This window comes from Tellurirhabdus rosea (assembly GCF_026278345.1).
GTDB classification, from domain to species: domain Bacteria; phylum Bacteroidota; class Bacteroidia; order Cytophagales; family Spirosomataceae; genus Tellurirhabdus; species Tellurirhabdus rosea.
Genome location: NZ_CP111085.1, coordinates 5,096,689 through 5,113,181, shown reverse-complemented (window position 1 = coordinate 5,113,181; position 16,493 = coordinate 5,096,689). Strand labels below are relative to the sequence as shown.

General features: G+C 57.6%; 13 protein-coding genes. 6 read left to right on the top strand and 7 right to left on the bottom strand.

Annotated features, from left to right (window positions below; translation table 11 throughout):
* Nucleotides 1-34 precede the first annotated feature (34 nt).
* From ORG26_RS21575 to ORG26_RS21550, 6 genes are all read right to left on the bottom strand, one after another.
* Nucleotides 35-1,129: an IPT/TIG domain-containing protein gene (locus ORG26_RS21575; RefSeq protein WP_266365534.1), complete on the bottom strand. Its 1,095-nt coding sequence runs from the start codon at nt 1,127-1,129 to the stop codon at nt 35-37.
* A 127-nt stretch (nt 1,130-1,256) separates the two neighbouring features.
* Complete coding sequence (locus ORG26_RS21570) at nt 1,257-2,825, bottom strand: RagB/SusD family nutrient uptake outer membrane protein (protein ID WP_266365532.1); 1,569 nt, start codon at nt 2,823-2,825, stop codon at nt 1,257-1,259.
* A gap of 107 nt (nt 2,826-2,932) precedes the next feature.
* Nucleotides 2,933-6,157, bottom strand: a complete 3,225-nt coding sequence (locus tag ORG26_RS21565; RefSeq protein ID WP_266365530.1) for a SusC/RagA family TonB-linked outer membrane protein — start codon at nt 6,155-6,157, stop codon at nt 2,933-2,935.
* Between the two features lie 92 nt (nt 6,158-6,249).
* The gene (locus tag ORG26_RS21560; protein WP_266365528.1) at nt 6,250-8,052 is read right to left on the bottom strand and encodes an ATP-binding protein; all 1,803 of its coding nucleotides are present in this window, start codon (nt 8,050-8,052) and stop codon (nt 6,250-6,252) included.
* Nucleotides 8,052-8,699 carry a response regulator transcription factor gene (locus ORG26_RS21555; RefSeq protein WP_266369456.1) on the bottom strand — a complete coding sequence of 216 codons (648 nt, stop codon included), beginning with the start codon at nt 8,697-8,699 and terminating at the stop codon, nt 8,052-8,054. Before ORG26_RS21555 ends, ORG26_RS21560 begins: the two co-directional genes overlap by 1 nt.
* Nucleotides 8,700-8,933: 234 nt before the next feature.
* Entirely contained in the window at nt 8,934-9,209 is a 276-nt protein-coding gene (locus tag ORG26_RS21550; RefSeq protein WP_266365526.1) for an acylphosphatase, read from the bottom strand.
* Between the two features lie 142 nt (nt 9,210-9,351).
* Here ORG26_RS21550 and ORG26_RS21545 point away from each other — a divergent pair, with 142 nt between their 5' ends.
* The 6 genes from ORG26_RS21545 to ORG26_RS21520 all read left to right on the top strand — a co-directional run bounded on the left by ORG26_RS21545 (nt 9,352) and on the right by ORG26_RS21520 (nt 15,888).
* Nucleotides 9,352-10,608, top strand: coding sequence for an asparagine synthetase B (locus ORG26_RS21545; protein ID WP_266365524.1), 1,257 nt, complete (start codon nt 9,352-9,354; stop codon nt 10,606-10,608).
* Nucleotides 10,609-10,798: 190 nt separating this feature from the next.
* Nucleotides 10,799-11,212, top strand: a complete 414-nt coding sequence (locus ORG26_RS21540) for a hypothetical protein (RefSeq protein ID WP_266365522.1) — start codon at nt 10,799-10,801, stop codon at nt 11,210-11,212.
* A gap of 17 nt (nt 11,213-11,229) precedes the next feature.
* Nucleotides 11,230-11,691 carry a (2Fe-2S)-binding protein gene (locus tag ORG26_RS21535; protein WP_266365520.1) on the top strand — a complete coding sequence of 154 codons (462 nt, stop codon included), beginning with the start codon at nt 11,230-11,232 and terminating at the stop codon, nt 11,689-11,691.
* Nucleotides 11,692-11,703: 12 nt separating this feature from the next.
* Complete coding sequence (locus ORG26_RS21530; RefSeq protein WP_266365518.1) at nt 11,704-13,863, top strand: xanthine dehydrogenase family protein molybdopterin-binding subunit; 2,160 nt, start codon at nt 11,704-11,706, stop codon at nt 13,861-13,863.
* Between the two features lie 98 nt (nt 13,864-13,961).
* Nucleotides 13,962-14,540 (top strand): Uma2 family endonuclease, encoded by a 579-nt coding sequence (locus ORG26_RS21525; RefSeq protein WP_266365516.1) that lies wholly within the window; start codon nt 13,962-13,964, stop codon nt 14,538-14,540.
* Nucleotides 14,541-14,799: 259 nt separating this feature from the next.
* Entirely contained in the window at nt 14,800-15,888 is a 1,089-nt protein-coding gene (locus tag ORG26_RS21520) for an AI-2E family transporter (RefSeq protein ID WP_266365514.1), read from the top strand.
* A gap of 20 nt (nt 15,889-15,908) precedes the next feature.
* Here the strand turns inward: ORG26_RS21520 and ORG26_RS21515 are convergent, their stop codons facing one another.
* Nucleotides 15,909-16,475: a precorrin-2 dehydrogenase/sirohydrochlorin ferrochelatase family protein gene (locus ORG26_RS21515; protein WP_266365512.1), complete on the bottom strand. Its 567-nt coding sequence runs from the start codon at nt 16,473-16,475 to the stop codon at nt 15,909-15,911.
* Nucleotides 16,476-16,493 lie beyond the last annotated feature (18 nt).

Genomic DNA, 16,493 nt, shown 5'->3' with positions numbered 1-16,493 from the left:
CTTACCTCCGCGTAACTCTGTGGTTAAGCTCAATTTACTTCACCAACATGATGTCGTCGAAGTAGAACGTCTCGTCCTGCTTGTCCGGTCCTTTGATGCGGAAACCAACCTGTTTCAGCGTCTTGCCGGCCGACCAGAAGTCGATGTCCGACAGTTTGAGTTTGAAGTATGTCCAGGTGTTGGCCTTCACGTCGATGCGGTTCTTCTCGTCGTAGCCGCCGAAGCCGCCCTTGCTGGCATCCGTGGTCAGGTACAGCGAGTAGTCCGCCGACGCGCCTTTGATCCAGCCCGTGATGTAGGTGTAGTCAGGCGAGTAGCTGATGGCCGAAGAAGACCAGTTGGCAAAGCCGATCAGGTGCCAGTTGCCTTTCTGGAAAGTCTTCGCAACGGAAGCCGTGCCGGACTTGAACTCTTTCGTCGAGACAACCCCGCCGTCGCCCCACGAACCATCCTGATAGCCGGTTCCGTAGGCATCCGAGAAGATTTGGTACGCCTTATCGACGTTCACGAATTCCTGCCGTGTGCGCGTGCGGCCGGTGCTGTTGGTAATGGTCAGCGTGCCCCGGTCGAGGGTCGAAGCCGGCATTTTGATTACCAGCGTTTTCTTGGCTTTCGAAACAATCGTGGCCGGGTCCGAAATACCTTTCACCGAGTCGGCAAAAGCCACCGCCGTCACGTCGTCGAGGTTGTTGCCGGTGATGGTGATTTCGGTGCCTTTCGAGAAGTTGAAGTTCGAGGCGTCGCTCACCGTCGCAAAGGCCAGCACTTTGAAGTTCACCGTCACGGCCTGACCGGCGCTGTTAGTCAGCGTCACTTTTTGTACGCCACCCGCCGCTTCGCTCGGCACGCGGAACATCAGCGCGCCGTCGGTGTTCAGCGTCGACTGGAAACCAGCCGGAACGGCCTGCTTTTCGAAGACCACGGTGCGCATGTCGCCCAGGCCCGAGCCCGTAACGGTCACGAGCGAGCCGCTCGCCGCCGAATCCGGGAAAATTTTGGCGACCACCGGGTTACCCGGCTTGATCTGGGGGCTGCCGTCGGTATCCTCCGTGCAGGAAGTCAGGGTAAAACCAGCCGCCAGCGTCAGGGCAGACAGCGCGGCGATGCGGTTGAAGATATTGAATTTCATGAGTTTAGCTTTTAGACAAGAAAGAAAAGACAAGAGACAAAAGATGTTGGACAAAACCTGACCGAGCTAATGACAAGTAAGTCGCTTGTCTATTGTCTTGTGTCTGTTGTCTTTCTCTAATCAAACATCACTTATAGTACGGAACGGGTTCTTTGCCCAGTTCAGGGTCCTGGATGATTTCACCGGCCGGGATGGGCAGGAACATCTTGTCCTCCGTGAAGTTGGTGATGTAGCTCGCGGCCGTGGCCGTTCCCCGGTTCTGCTTCTCGATGATGGCCTTCGCCTTGGCAAAGCCCTGGCGCTGGATGTCGAACCAGTAATCTCCCTCGAAAGCAAACTCAACACGGCGTTCGTGCAGAATGTCATCAATGGTGATGGCGCTCTTCGCCGGCAGACCCGCCCGCGAACGTACCTGGTTAAGGGCCGCGAGCGCTTTGGCATCCGCCGTGGAAGCATTCGTTCCCAGCACCGCTTCGGCGTAGATCAGCAGAATGTCGGCGTAACGCAGGATTACCACGTTGTTGCCTGAGTTCTGGCCCATCACCGGCTCGCCACCGTAGGTTTTACCCGGTCCGGCGAAGTACTTCACGATGTTCGAACGGGTAGGGTTCAGGTTACCGCCCTCGTCGGCCGTGCGGGTCGTGTCGTAGACAAACCCGTTAGCCATGAAGGCGTTGTATTTCGGGGCATTGGCGCGCTGCGGTTTCCAGGCGGGGTTGCTCCAGCCGTGTTCCATCACCGACCAGCGGCGGCGCAGATCCCCGAACTCGTACTCTTTCAGCATGTCGATCGACGGGACGTACATCTCCCAGGCGTCGGCCTCCGATGTGCGGAGTTGGCTGGCGCCGCGGTCCGGGTTTTTCAGGTTGCCCGTTCCCCAGGGGTCCTGCGCAAACTGGTGCTGGATCGAGAACAGCGACTCGGCGTTGTTGTTCATGCTCGCTTTCGTGAACATGCCCATGTAATCGCTCACCAGGCTGTATTTGCCCGAGTTGATGACTTCTTCGGCCTTCAGTTTGGCGTTGGCGTAGTCCTTCTGGTACAGGTATAGTTTCGCCATCATGCCTTTGGCCGTGTACTTGGTCGCGCGGCCCGGCGCGTCCGATTCCGGCAGTCCGGCTTCGGCGGCTTTCAGGTCTTCGAGCGCAAACCGCAGTACGTCCTTCTGGAGGTAGCGCGGGATGTTAAAGTTACCCGACAGCGCCGTTTCGCCCGGATCGGTGATGATCGGAGCGGCGCCCCAGGTGCGGGCGATGAAGAAGTACAGCGTACCGCGGATGAAGCGGCACTCGGCAATGGCCGGGTCGAGGTAAGCTCCGCCGCCGGCTGCTTTCTTCTCCTCGAAGGTCTTCAGCATCACGTTGGAGTACCCGATGATTTTGTAAAAAGCCCCCCAGGCTGCGCCGATGCGCTCCGAGGCCGACGATACCGTGAAGTTCAGGTATTCGACATCGGTGTAGGTAAACATGTTACCGGCCATGACGTCGCCGATGGCGTCCTGCGCGCGGCTTTCGTAATTGCGCCAGGGCAGACCGCTGTAGAGCGTGCTCGTAGCGGCCCGCACTTCCTCGGCATTGTTGTAATAGTTACCGGTTGTGGTTCCCGAAAGCGAAGGCCGTTCGATGAAGTTTTCCTTACAGGAAGCCAGCAGAAGAGCTGGGGCCAGCAGGGCGGCGTATATGAAATTGCGTTTCATGTCTAAGTTTTTTATTGAGTGATTTAGTGATTGAGCAATTGAGTGAAAGTCGATTGCAATCGCCGCAGCGGTAAATCGCCCAATCACTAAATCACTCATTCACTCAATTAGAATTGTACATTCGCTCCAATCGTGAACGTCCGCGGGTTCGGGTAGTGGCCGGCGTCTACGTTCATCAGCTTGATGCTGTTGTTGTAGGAACCGATTTCCGGATCGTAACCTGAGTACTTCGTAAAGGTGTACAGGTTCTGGATCGTGCCGTAGATGCGCAGGTTCGACATTTTCACCTTGCTCAGCAGCGTGCGCGGCAGGCGGTAGCCCAGCGTTACGTTCTGAATCCGGGCGTATGAAGCGTCCTCCACGTAGCGGTCCGACATGGCCGTGTTGTTCTTGTTGGTCGCCGTGAAGCGGGGCAGTGAGCCGTTCGGGTTGGCGGCCGAGTAGCGGTCGTTCACCGTCGTCAACTGGTTGGTGTAGGCGTTGCTCAGCCCTTCGAGCTGCCAGCGCAGGAAGTTGAAGGCTTTGGCGCCCTGTGCTCCCTGGAAGAACAGCGAAAAGTCGATGTCGCCGTAGTTCAGCGTGTTGGTCAGACCCCAGGTAAACTTCGGCAGCGGGCTTCCGATGAAGGTGTAGTCGCTGGCGTCGATTTTCTTGTCGCCGTTGATGTCCTTGAAGCGGATGTCGCCAAGCCAGGTTTCGTTCTGGTTCACTTTGTAGCCGAACTGCGGTGCACTCGCGTTCAGTTCTTCCTGCGAACGGAACAGCCCGTCCGTAACCAGTCCCCAGAAGGAACCTACCGGGCGGCCCGGCGTCGTGTGCGTAATCAGGTAGTTGTTGTAGTACACCTTTCCGTCGAGGGCCGAAGCGGCGCTGGCGGCCCGGTCGTAGGTGTTCTTGAAGTGCGTCAGCACGGCGCTGGTCTTCCAGGTCAGTTTCCCGGCCTTGATGTTGGTGCTGGTGATGCTCAGGTCAATTCCCTTGTTGGTCATCTGGCCGGCGTTGCCCAGCGGCGCTTTCAGGTCATCCCACTGGTCGCCCACCCCAATCAGGTTCGGGCCGGTCAGGAAGATGATCATGTCGGACGTTACTTTTTTATACACGTCGATGGTAGCGTCGATGCGGCCGTTGAGGAAGCCGATGTCGATCCCGGCGTTGGTCGTTTTCACCGATTCCCATTTCAGGTTCGGGTTCGGAATACCGTTGATCATGTTCGACGAACCGAAACCAACCGGACCGGAGAAGAACTGCACGGCACCCACATAGGCCGGGTTCGGCGCGCCGCCGGGGAAGTTCTGGTTACCGACCGAACCGTAACCGGCCCGGACTTTCAGGAAGCTAACCACGTTGTTCACCGGCGAATTCTTCAGGAAGCTTTCGTTCGAAACCGTCCAGCCCAGCGATACGCCCGGGAAGTAACCCCAGCGGTTGTTCGGGCCGAAGTTCGATGAACCGTCGGCGCGGTAGCTGGCCGATACCGAGTACCGTTCGTCGTAGGTATAGTTGGCGCGGGCGAACCAGGATTCCATTGCCCACTGGCCTTTGCCCCCGTTCAGACCCCAGGTCGTCTGGTCGGCCAGACCCGTGTTCAGGTCAAAGATGTTGGCCTGCAGGTCTACTTTCGTGCCGGAGATGGCCTGCCAGTAGGAGTTCTGCGCCTGGTGACCGAGCGTTGCCTGAATTCCGTGCTTACCCATGTACTTGTTGTAGCTCAGGTAGTTGGTCAGCGACCAGTAGTAGCTGTCCGAGCGCGAGTCGATGAGCTTGCTGCGGAACGAGGTCGTTCCTACGTTACCGGCTTTCTGGAAAGCCACGTTGTTGTCCTGACCGAGCGAGTACGACACTTCGTTGCGCAGCGACAGGTCTTTCAGCAGCTGCACTTCGGCGTACAGGTTACCAAAGACGTTGTTGGTCGTCTTCTTGTTGCCCCGGAACTCGGAGTTACCGACGAGGTTGGAACCATAGTACTGCACCCCGCCGACCGTCTGGCCGCCGCCCCAGGTACCGTCCAGGTTTTTCACCGGCGTCAGCGGGCTCGTCGAGGCACCCCACCAGATCGTTCCTTCGGCCGCATCGGCCAGCGAAACGTTCTGAATGCTGCGCGACACGTTGGCGCTCATCCCGACTTTGATCCAGCTCTTCAATTGGTTGTCGAGGCTGAAACGGGTCGAGTAGCGTTTGAAGTCCGAACCGAGCAGGATACCCGTGTTGTCGTAATAGTTCAACGAAAGGTAAAACGTCGTTTTGTCGCGACCGCCCGAGAAGCTCAGCTGGTGGTTGTTCGTTTTGCCGTGGCGGAACATGGCTTCCTGCCAGTCGGTCCCTTCGCCCAGCAGGTCCGGGTTCTTGAACTCGTCGGCAACCGGGTTGCCGATCAGCGGCAGCACTTCGTTCTGGTAGCGGGCAAAATCCCGCAGGTTCATCAGGTCGAGGCGGCGGGCCACTTCTGAAACGCCCGTAAACATTTCGTAGTTAACCTTGCCTTCGCCGGCCTTGCCTTTCTTGGTTGTAATCAGGATAACGCCGTTGGCCGCCTGCGAACCGTAGATGGCCTGGGCAGAAGCGTCTTTCAGGACGTCGATGCTTTCGATGTCGTTCGGGTTCAGCATGGCCATCACGGAGTTACCGGTCTGGCCGTCGCTGCCGCCGAGACCGGCGTAGCCCTGGCTGTTGGAGGTGTTTCCGCCCACGAACGGGACGCCATCGATGACGAACAGCGGGTCGTTGCTGTTGATGGACGTTACCCCGCGTACTTTGACCGATACGCCGCCGCCCGGCTGACCGCCGTTGCTGGTAACGGTCACCCCGGCCGCCTTACCCTGCAGCATCTGGTCGATACCGGCAACGGGCATGTCTTTCAGCTCGGAAGCCTTCAGGGTGGTGATGGACGACGTTACGTCGGCCCGCTTGGCCGTACCGTACCCGATGACCACCACTTCGTCCAGCGACTGTTCGTTGGCCGCCAGGACGATGTTCAGGTTTGTGCGGCTGCCCACCACCACTTCCTGCGTTTTCATGCCGATGAACGACACCACAAGCGTGGTCGATCCGGCAGGCACGTTGATCGAGAAACGACCTTCGGCATCCGTGGTCGTACCGACCTGGGTGCCTTTTACCGACACCGTAGCGCCGGGCAGGGTATTTCCCTTGTCGTCGGAAACAACCCCTTTTACCAACGCTTTCACGTCGGCCGACCGGAGCGCACCGGCCGTATTTCTGGCGGGCTGTTCCACCCTGGCTGTGCCCGGTGTAGCGCCACCCGTAGGCCTGTCGCTCGCAAAAACGCTCATCCAGGCACTCAGGAGTATCGCTCCCGAAAGGATAGGTTTGATCATATTGGAAAAGAAAAAATAATTAGTAGTTAATTTGGTCAATCGGTATAGTCTACAATCAATGGTGTTTCCGGTTGGAAGCGTTACCCTTCGGCTTATACGCTGTCGTTTTTGTCCAGTTTATCCGTGGGCAGGGAAATCATGACGGAGGTTCCTTTTCCCGATTCGCTGTGCCACTCCACCTGTCCGCCGAGGTAAGCGACCCGGGAATGGATGTTGGCGATTCCGTTACCCCGGCGGTCATTGCCACGATGGTCGTTGCCGGTAAAATCGCCGCCCTGTCCGTCGTCGTCCACGCTGATCAGGATGGCTTCGTCGTTGGTCATGATCTGCACCGCTACATTCTGAGCCCTGGCGTGTTTCAGGGCATTATTCAGCAATTCCTGTACCACTCTGTAGATCATGACGGTTGCCTCGTCGTTCAGCGGAGGCAGGTCGCCGTAATGTTCGAGCGTCAGCCGGGTCTGGTTCACCAGATTGAGCTTCTGCACCAGGTCTTCCAGCGCGGGCACGAGTCCGAAACTCGACAGGGCGTAGGGCCGCAGGTTGTTGGAAATCAGGCGGGTTTCGGTACAGGCCTCGTCGAGAAACTGGTTCAGCGGGTCTTTGACCGACCGCGGCAGCTGCTCCTGATGCGCCTCCACAAACAGCTTGATTCGCGAGAGCTGAATGCCCAGTCCGTCGTGCAGGTCCCGGGCGATCCGGCTCCGTTCTCCCTCCTGCCCTTCGATCATCGCCCGCAGCGACTTCAGTTCGAGCTGGCGGATCTGCTGCTGGGCAATCACGGCCTGCTGGTGCGAAATGAGCTTTTGCTGGCGGCGCAGGTAAACCAGCCCTACGGCACAGATTACGCTGATAACGGAAATAATGATCAGGGTCACGTTGAGTACGTGCTGGTGGTAGCTCTGCTCTTCGGCCAGTTGCTTCTCCACCGCCAGCGTTTTTATCTGACTGTCCAGTTCCTGCAGCCGGATGCTCTTGGTCTGCTCCGAGTAGTAGAACTGGTTGGTAAAATCGACATTCTTCAGCGACGCTTCGTACGCCTTTTTATGGTCGCCCATCTGGGCGTAGCTGGTGGCCGAGTGCCGGGCCAGTTCGCGCAGCATGGCAATGTTGTTCTCCTGCCGGGCAAGCTGGTAGCTTTGTTCGTATTCGCGCAGGGCCGCTTCGGGCCGGTTGCGAAACTGCTCCACCAGCCCCAGGTAAAAATGATTCAGGGCGATCAGCCAGTTCACGTTCACTCCCCTGGCCAGCGCCAGGCTCCGGTGGGCGAAATAGTACGCCGAGTCCGGCCGTTTCATCTGCGAATAGGTACTGGCCAGCAGATTCTGGGCGTACGCCTGAAAATACGGCTGCCGGTACTGCTCACTTAGCCGCTCCGTTTCGCGCAGGTCGGTCAGCAGCGCCCGCGAAAACCCTTCGTTCTTCTGGGCGATATTGGCCAGTGCCAGCCGGCACTCGATGACCTTGGGCATATTCTGCTTCCGGCGGAAATACTGAAGTGCCTTGTGGAGGTACTTCCGGGCGTGCGGCTGCATGAAATAATCCTTCGAATAATAATCCCCGATGGCGAGGTGCTCGCCGTAATACCCCGTCGAATCACCGGCCAGGTTGTAGTACGTCAGCGCGTTGAAGTAGGCGTCAACCGTGTATTTATTGTACCCGTACCGCTGGTTGTACATATTGCCCAGTTCGTTGCTCAGTCCGGCCGCCTGGCTATATTTTTTTTCCAGAACCAGATTCCGAATCCGGTTTTTCAGACTGTCGATGGTTGAAATCTCCGCTACGGCCTGCACCGGCTGTCCGGCTCCCAGCACCAGCAGGGCCACGACCGTTCCGACCGCCTTCGAAAAGCGGCGGGCAACACCTGCAAACAAACCAGCGGTGAATTGTATCATTAATTGATGTATTGCATTTCCATGGCGGTCTTGATGAGCAGGGCCGTGTTCGGAACCCGGAACTTCATCAGGAGGCTGCTTCGGTGGAATTCGACAGCCTTGGTGCTTACAAACAGGGTGGCCGCCATCTGTTGGGTCGTCAGTCCCTGCGCGATCAGGGCCAGTACCTCCGTCTCGCGCGGCGTCAGGTTCGGCTTTCCGTCCGATCCGGCCGTCGATTTCCGGGTTTTGGGCTCGTCGCTCAGCAGAATATGCATGATCGCCTCGTTGAAATACTGCTTTTCGTTGTAGACCGTCCGGATGGCCTGCAGCAGCTCGGTCTTGGTGGTATTTTTCAGCAAATAGCCCCGGGCTCCTTTGCGGACGACCCGCTTGATGAGGCTGGCGTCGTCGTGCATGGTCAGGGCGATGACCTTGATGGCCGGATACGTGCGGGTGATGTATTCGCACATGCCGAGGCCGTCTTCAATCTGGGGGAACGAAATGTCCAGCAGCACGACATCGATCGGCGAACCGGCCAGTCGTTCGCGCACCGAACCGGCGTTGTAACACCGCTCCGTGACCTCAATTTCCGACGACCCTGAAATCAGCGACTCAATCCCTTCCACAAACACATTATGGTCATCTGCAATCAACACCCGTATCATGTACTCGGTCAAAAAAGTATGGCTTTGGAGCCGGGAATAGAATATTGTTTAGCAAAAATAGGACTAAACACCCACCAGTTAAAATAGTGAAAACCCAACACTTCCAAATTTTAGGGAAAACCCTAAATGGTTATTCTTTAGTTCAAAAAAAGAACGTGTCAGAGACGAAATAGGATTATTCCGCCGCTGACACGTTCCTTGTCAGGCTTTCCTGAAATTATATTATTTCCAGAATTACAGTTTTTCCAGAAACCGGTCGTAGCCCTGTAGCTCCCCTTCCTCCACCTGCACTTTTTCGACCGCCAGCCCATCGCCGGGGTCCGACTGGCACCATTCCGCAAACTGGTCGACCTGCTCCGGCTCGCCTTCCGCCTCGATGTACAATTCGTCCGTCGCTTCGTTGTGGGCAAAGCCCATCAGCCCCAGTTTTTCGGCGCGCTGCCGGGCTTTCTGCCGGAAAAGCGTCCCGAGCAGGGTTCCCGTTATCCGTACTTTCAGATTTTTCTTCATGACACCAGATGGTTGTTGGTATCTCAACCCCTGCGGCCCGAAAGGGTTTTGTCCCAGAGTAAGTGTTTGCGTTTTGCCGTGTTTTCCTGAAAAAATAGTGCTAACTTGACTAACCTGTTGTCTCTTTGATCATCAGTTTGTTATGAAGCACACCCTGACTCTTCTGCTGTTGATTGCCTGCCTGGCGGCGGCCCGCGCCAATTCGATCCTGATTCCGATGGACGACCGGCAGACCGACCATCTGAAAGCGTACGGAATCGCCTACTTCATTCTTAAAAATGACCTCGACCTCGACTGGCTCCTCAACTACCGGGGCGGCAGTTTTATGGTCAGTCATTCGGCCGCGATCGAAAAGGAATGCCGGGTGCGCGGGGTTTCGTTCGACATTATCTCCAATGCCGAAGCCCAGTCGATCCAGCAGCAGATTGCGGTACCGGAGGTGAACATGAATTCGGTGAAGCTGCACAAGGCGGCCCGCATCGTGGTCTATTCGCCCATCAAGATCAGCCCGTCGGAGTTTGAAAACAACGATGCCGTGCTGCTGGCACTAACCTACGCCGAAATTCCGTTTGAAGTAGTGTATGACGAGGAAATCCTGAAAGGCGATCTGGCCAAATACGACTGGCTGCACCTCCACCACGAAGACTTTACGGGACAGTACGGACGGAACACCCGCCGCATGTCCACCGAAGACATCCGGGCCCAGGAGGAGATTGCGCGGAAATACGGCTATTCCAAGGTGTCGCAGATGAAACTGGCCGTCGCGAAGAAGATCAAGGCTTTCTGCGCGGGCGGCGGTTACCTGTTTGCGATGTGTTCGGGGGCCGAAACGCTGGACATTGCGCTCGCGGCCGAAGGCGTTGACATTGTCGAAAGCACCTACGACGGCGACGGCGCCGACCCGGCGGCCCAGTCGAAGCTTGATTTCAACCGGACGGTGGCCTTCCAGAATTTCACGCTGGAGGCCGACGGCGGCTACCGGGGCATGGCCTTCTCGACCATCAACTCGTCGGCGGGCGGCTACGGCGGCTGGGACCAGGCGCAGAGCTTCTTCCGGCTGTTCGACTTTTCGGCCAAATGGGACATCATCCCGACCATGCTGGTGCAGAACCACGAGTCGGTAATCAAGGAATTTCACGGCCAGACGACCGCTTTCCGGAAAAGTACCGTCAAGCCCAACGTGCTCGTGATGGGCACCAGCCCCTCGGCCGACCGCTACCTGTACGGCGAGTTAGGCAACGGCCAGTGGACATTTTACGGCGGACACGACCCGGAGGGCACACGGGGCAATTTCCGAATGTCGACCGACCTGAAATTGCACCCCCATTCGCCGGGGTACCGTTTGATTTTAAACAATGTTTTGTTTCCTTCGGCCCGGAAAAAGAAACGCAAGACGTGAAAGAGGGGTTTAAAGTTTATGGTTTAGGGTTTATAGTTGCTTCGCCTTTTTAAGGCCTTCTAATTGAGGCGAAGCAACCATAAACCATAAACTATAAACCATAAACCTCAATCAATAAACCGCAAGACTCAATCCGTTGGATATCCGTGATTACATAGAAAGTGGCGTACTGGAAGCATACCTGCTGGGCATGGCAACAGCAGACGAGGAACAGGAAGTCCGGCAAATGGCGGCCACTTATCCGGAGATTGCGCTGGCGCTGACCGATCTGGAACTGGAAATCGAACAGGCGTGTCAGGAGGGTGCCGTACCGCCGCCGCCCGGAACCTGGGAAGGCCTGCAGGCGAAGCTCTCCGGCGAACTCCGCCGCTACGAGCCCCAGGGCCCGCCCCCACCCCGTCAGGAAGGCAGCGGTTATGTGCACGTGGAGGTGGACGACACCCATATCCGGGTGCATAAATACTGGCGGCCCGCCTTTATTGCCGTCTTTATTCTGTCGAAAGTATTTTTGGTACTGGCGCTTTATTATTATTTCAAAACGGACAGCCAGGAACAGGAAATTGAACGCCTGAAAATTGAACTCATCGAATCCCGAACCCGGTAATAAACCCTCACCCAACTATGCCCCTTTATAAGTTAACCATCAACGGCAAGAAATACGAAGCCAACGTCGACGCCGACACCCCGCTGCTGTGGGTGCTGCGCGATAATTTTGGACTGCTCGGCACCAAATACGGCTGCGGCATTGCCCAGTGCGGTGCCTGTACGGTGCATTTCAACGGCGAAGCGACCCGCTCCTGCGTCCTGCCCGTCTCGTCTGTCGGCACGGCCAAAATCACGACGATTGAAGGGCTTTCGGCCACGGGCACGCACCCGGTTCAGCAGGCCTGGAACGAAGTGGATGTGCCCCAGTGCGGCTACTGCCAGGCGGGCCAGATCATGACGGCCGCGGCCCTGCTGAAACGCAACCCCAAACCGACCCAAGCCGAAATCGACGCGACGATGACCGGCAACCTCTGCCGCTGCGGCACCTACCACCGGATTCGCGAAGCCGTCACCCTGGCCGCGACGAAAAGTAAATAAACCGACCCTATCATGACCTCTTTCCATACTTCCCGAAGAAACTTCCTGAAAGTGACCGCCGCGGCCGGTGGCGGACTGGTGCTGGGCTTTAACTGGTCGGCATCGGAGGCCGCCGTAGACACGGCCGCTTCCGCCGAGGCCATCGTTTCGGCCGCTCCGGGTGCCGTCGCCCCCGGTGTCAACTTCAACAGTTATCTGTCCATTTCCCCGCAGGGCGTCATCACCATTCTTTCGCCGAACCCGGAAATCGGGCAGGGCATCAAAACGGCCTTCCCGATCATTGTGGCGGAAGAACTCGACGCCGACTGGAAGAAGGTCGTCGTGGAGCAGGCCCCGCTCGACAACAAGCGGTTCGAACGGCAGGTGGCCGGCGGCAGCGGCTCCATCCCGCACTCGTGGGAACGGCTGCGCAAGGCCGGAGCCACCGCCCGGCAGATGCTTGTCGAAGCCGCCGCCAAACGCCTGAACGTGCCCGCCGCGGAACTGACAACCGACAAAGGCTTCGTGCTGCACAAGGCTTCCAACCGCAAACTGGGATACGGCGAACTGGCTACCGACGCGGGTCAGCTGGCGGTTCCGACCAACGTGAAGCTGAAAGACCCGAAGGATTTCAAGCTGATCGGAAGCACGGTCAAAAACGTCGATAATCCCGGCATTCTGACGGGCAAGCCCCTGTTCGGAATTGACTTTTACCGGGAAGGAATGCTCATTGCCATGTTGCAGCGCCCGGCGTTTGGATATAAATTAAAATCGTCCAATATGGACGCGGTGAAGAAAATGCCCGGCATCGTCGAGGTATTTTCGTTCGACAATAACGTCGCCGTAGTCGGTAAATCGACCTGGCAGGTCAAAAAAGCGAAGGACGCGCTGAAGATTGAATGGGAACGCGGCGAAGGAATCGAAAGTACCGACGACCACAACCGCCTGTTCAAGGAACTGCTCAACTCCGACAAGGCCAGCGTCCGGCGGAAGGACGGCGACGTGGAGGCGGCCTTCAAAAACGCGGCGAAGGTCGTGACGGCCGAGTACCAGTGCCCGTTCCTGCCGCACAGCCCGCTGGAGCCGATGAACTTCTTTGCGCATGTCCGCGAGGACGGCGTTGAACTTGTCGGCCCGACCCAGACGCCCGATCTGGCCAAGAACGACACGGCCAAGCTGCTCGGCATTTCGCCCGACAAAGTGACCGTCAACCTCACCCGCATGGGCGGTGGTTTCGGACGGCGGCTCAAATCGGACTACGTCGTGGAGGCTGTGCAGGTGTCCCGCCAGGTCAAAGCGCCGGTCAAGCTGATCTGGAGCCGTGAAGACGACATGACCGGCGGCAGCTACCGTCCGGCCGTGCGCTACCGGTTCGAGGCGGCGCTGGATGCCAGCGGCAACATGGTCGGCTACAAACTGCGGGGCGTGAGCATCAACGCGGGCAACCCGACCCGGGAAGACAACTTCCCCGCCGGAGCCGTGCCCAACCTGCTGATTGATTCCGTGGACCATAAATCCGCCATCACGACCGGCCCGTGGCGCGCGCCCATCACCAACTTCCTGGCCTTTGCCGAACAGTCGTTCCTCGACGAAGTGGCGCTGGCGGCGGGGAAAGACCCCGTTCAGTTCCGGCTCTCCCTGCTCGACCGGGCCAAAGCCACCCCGACCGGAGCCATCAAATACGACATCGACCGCATGCGGGGCGTCATCGAACTGGCCGCCGAAAAGTCCGGCTGGGGCAAGAAAAAAGCCGCGCAGGGCTTCAGCGTCTACTTCTCGCACCGCTCGTACGTGGCGCAGGTGGGCGAAGTAGTGATGAAAGCGGGCAAACCCGTCGTTTCCAAAATCTACGCCGCCGCCGACTGCGGAGTCGTCATCAACCAGAGCGGCGCCCAGCAGCAGATTCGGGGTGCCATTGTGGACGGCCTCGGACACGCGATGTTCGGCCAGATGACGTTTAAGGACGGCGTTCCGCAGCAGAAAAATTTCAACGACTACCGGCTGATCCGCCTGAACGAGATTCCGGAGATTGACGTGCATTTTGTGCAGAATACCATCGACCCGACGGGCCTCGGCGAACCGGCCCTGCCCCCGGCCGGAGCCGCGCTGGCCAATGCCCTCTTCAAGGCAACCGGCAAACGGTTCCGCAACCAGCCGTTTGTGGCCGAAGACGAGGCCAAGGGAATCCTGTAGGTGATCATCGCGTAGTCTTAGTTTTTGAAACGGGAGATGGTTTGAACTATCTCCCGTTTCGCTTATTTTTAAGGGTAACGGAGATTCCCCAACGCGGTATGGAAACCATTGAACTGCATTACAAGCGATTTAGACTCAACGACGACGAATTTTACGAATTCTGTCAGGAGAACGACGCCCTGACTCTGGAGCGGGACGCCAACGGGACCATTCTGATTATGTCGAATACGGGAGGAAAAACCGGCGCACGAAACGCCAAACTTATTGCCAGACTTATCAACTGGAGTGAACAGACTGGACTTGGTGAAATTTTCGATTCTTCCACGGCTTTCCGGCTGCCCTCGACCGCCGTTCGTTCGGCCGATGCGTCATTTGTGAGCCATGACCGCTGGCAGGCCCTCACCGACGAAGAGCAGGAAAAATTTCCGCCGCTCTGCCCTGATTTTGTCGTGGAGCTACTGTCATCCTCCGACCGGCTTCCCGACCTGAAAAAGAAAGTGCAGGACGACTGGATGGCCGCCGGCTGCCGACTCGCCTGGCTCATTGACCCCAAAGCCGAAACGGTCCATATCTTCCGCGCCGACGGTTCCATCCAGATTCTTCGCTCGTTTGAGCAGCCGTTGTCGGGTGAAGACGTATTGCCGGGCTTTACGCTGGATTTAGGAGCTATTCGGTAGGCTCGCGTAACGCCCTCGTCGAAAAGGCCCTGTTCAGTTCCACCAGTACCTCTTCGACCAGGGCATCCTGACAGCATGCGGACAGCATGCGGGTGGTTCCAGACGAGCCAGGAGAGTCTGAAACGGGTTACTGAATAAGTTTCATATGCCAAAAGAGCACAGGCAGCCGCCTGTGCTCTTTTGTTGCGAACCATCCCGCAGAGCCGGGGTTAAGTGACTAGCGGGCGGGCCGTGCGCCCCTGTCCGCTGTCCGAAATCCATGAAAAGCATCTCCATTCAACGGGCCAACGCCGTTCTTCTGTTTGGTATCTTAACCGTTTTCGTCCTTTACATCGGCCGCCCGTTCTGGGTGCCGCTGGCCTTTGCCCTGCTGCTCTGCATGCTGCTGGAGCCGGTCAGCCGCCGGATCGAAGGCTGGGGCGTCAGCCGCTTCTGGGCGACGATTCTCTGCATTCTGCTGATTCTGCTGTTTATCGGCGGCTTCTGCGGCGTGATTTATGCGCAGGCGGTCAGCTTCTCGAAAGACTGGCCCCAGATTCAGCCCAAACTCCAGCAGATGCTGACCACCGTCCAGCAGTGGGTGCAGCAGCAGTTCGACATGAACCCGCAGGAGCAGGTTGAATCCGCCAAAAAAGGCCTGAAACAGTTGTCCCAGTCGGCAAGTGGTTCGTTTACCAAATTTCTGAGCGGCTTCGGGACGCTGCTGACGTCTTTTGTGCTGATTCTGCTGTATTTCTTTTTTCTGATGTGGAAGCGGGAGAAATTCCGCGAGTTCCTCCTGCGGCTGTTTCCGGCCGACCGCAAGACGGAAACCCGGCACGCCCTCGGCCAGATTGCGAAGGTGTCGGCCCAGTACCTCGGCGGGCGGCTGATCTCCATGCTGTTTCTGGGGGTCGTCTACGCCATCGGCTTTACCATTTTCGGCCTCAAAAATGCGCTTCTGATGAGCGTCATTGCCGTTATTCCGACGCTCATTCCCTACGTAGGCGCGTTTATCGGGGCGGCCTTTCCGCTGTTCATGGCGCTGGTCAGCGGCTCCTCCGACGCCCTGCTGCCGACAGTCGCGGTGATCGTGGTGGCGCAGGTAATCGACAACAACATCATCGAACCGCTGGTGATGGGTTCCCGCCTCAACCTCAGCCCCATTTTCACCATCATTGCCATTGTCGTCGGCGAACTGATCTGGGGCATTCCGGGCATGATCCTCTTCGAGCCGCTGTTCGCCATTATCCGCATCGTCTGTTCCCACATCCCGGAACTGCACCCGTACGCCTTTCTGCTCGAAGACGAACTGGAAGAGCCGCAATGGGTGCAGAAGGTCAAAAAGGTATTTTCCGGAAAAAGTTGATAATCACGCCAACAGGCGGGTTACCGCAGCACCTTCGTAATCTCATTGAGCTTGTCCATTTTGGCCACAAAATCGCCTTTCAGTTTGTTGCGAATGGCCTGCAGGTTGTCCAGCGTATCCTGAAGGTTTTCCGGCAGGATTTCTTCCAGCACTTCCCGAAACCGCTTGGCGAAGGTCGGGGACTTGCCGTTGGTCGAAATGGCTACTTTCAGATCACCTTTTTTGACCACCGAACTAAGGTAAAAATCGCAGAGGTCCGGGGTATCGGCCACGTTGACCAGAATCTTCCGTGCCTTGCAGTCTTCCCGCACTTGGTGGTTAACGGCCTTGTCGTTGGTGCCCACAATGACCAGGTCCCGGCCCGTCAGGTGGCCTTCGTGGTAGCGTTCTTCCACCAGCGTGACGTTCGGGTGTTCGGCGGCCATCTGCCGGATTTCCTCCCGAATCTCGGGAGCGACCAGCGTGATGGGCGCGGCCGGGGCGTTGGACAGCAGGGCCGTCAGTTTTTCCATGCCGACGTACCCGCCGCCCACCACGAGCGTTTGCAGGTTTTCGATCTTGACAAATATGGGGAAGAGCGTGTTCATGGGTTCTGAACCGGGATT